The organism is Microcystis sp. LE19-84.1B, assembly GCF_027531875.1.
In the GTDB taxonomy this organism is placed as follows: Bacteria; Cyanobacteriota; Cyanobacteriia; order Cyanobacteriales; family Microcystaceae; genus Microcystis; species Microcystis panniformis.
Window position 1 is genome coordinate 1 of the sequence record NZ_JAPZSR010000188.1, and the last position, 1,170, is coordinate 1,170.

Consider the following 1,170-nt stretch of genomic DNA (forward strand, 5'->3'; position numbering starts at 1 on the left):
AAACTTTTCTGACTTTTCTTCAGCTATTTATGAATGTCTGAATGATGCCCACCTGAAACATAAAAAAGAACTGGATTCCTTGCTCACTCTACGATTTCAGAAGTTTAATAAATCTCAGATTATGAACGTCTAAAGTATATATAAGTAGTAAATATTAAGCCAATAAAAGGAATTCTAAGTTTTTTTCTAAGTTTTGTTATACCTTTGTCAGAAAAACGAGAAAAAAGTGGAGATATTAATATAGAAAATATGAGCCATACTACAATAATTAATTTTAAAAATAAAAGAATATTTGAATTGACAAAAGGAACTATAAGAGGTATGTAGCAAGCAAAAGAAAATCCCATTAAAAATAAACCTAATAAGTTTGCCTTTTTAAAGAAATTGACTAAAAAACCAAGCCATATCGTACTAATATTTTCAATAAAAATGGTTTCATTAAAATTAGTATCAGCATTAATATTCCAATTTTTCTTATTTGTTCCTATTAATTTAGCACTAGAAAAGTCCGTACCGTTGACGTTGGCATTAGCAAAGTTAGAATTTCGCAAAGTCGCTTTGTAGAATGTGCAATTGTTGAGATCAGAACTAGAGAAATCACAATTGATCAGCGTGGCTTGGGTAAACTGAGTACGGGATAGGTTTGCTTTGTTAAAAAATGTTCCAGTTTTTAGTTGAAAGTCTCCAATTAACATCCATAAAAAAAATAAACACAATGGCGCAAAAATAAAGTTTAGCCCAAGAATATTATCAAGAAAAAATCCAGAAAAAGAGGACATCAACAAGGTGTCATTAACAAACTCTTTGTTTAAGCTTTCAGAAAGTGAACGTAAAAAGGTTATCAAAGAATGACTTAAAAATAGACCGATAAGCAAACCTAAAATCATAATAGGTATACTTAAAATATATCCTCCAAAATCATAAGAAAATGTCAATATTTTCGACCCCAAAAATCCCTGAACGACACCTATCAAGACGGCCACAATGAAAGTTATTTCTTGAGTGCGGCTTCGTCCTGCCTTTGTACCTGAAAAATCTGCTCCTTCAAGATTGGCATTGGTGAAATCACAACCTCTTATATCGGCATTGCGAAAGTTTGCTCCTGCTAGGTTTTGATTATCTTTAAATGAGCGATTCCTTAGATCCTGATTGGAAAAGTCAAGGGGGTTG

Annotated in this window: 1 protein-coding gene and 1 pseudogene; one reads left to right on the forward strand and one right to left on the reverse strand. The window is 31.7% G+C overall.

The features are described 5' to 3' along the window. Window positions 1–133, forward strand: a pseudogene (locus O9324_RS11200) (IS630 family transposase); the annotation flags it as partial. Here O9324_RS11200 and O9324_RS11205 read toward each other — a convergent pair. Further along, a partial coding sequence (locus O9324_RS11205; RefSeq protein WP_288140221.1) for a pentapeptide repeat-containing protein occupies window positions 120–1,170 on the reverse strand: 1,051 nt, incomplete at its 5' end. The pseudogene O9324_RS11200 and the gene O9324_RS11205 sit on opposite strands and share 14 nt — an antisense overlap.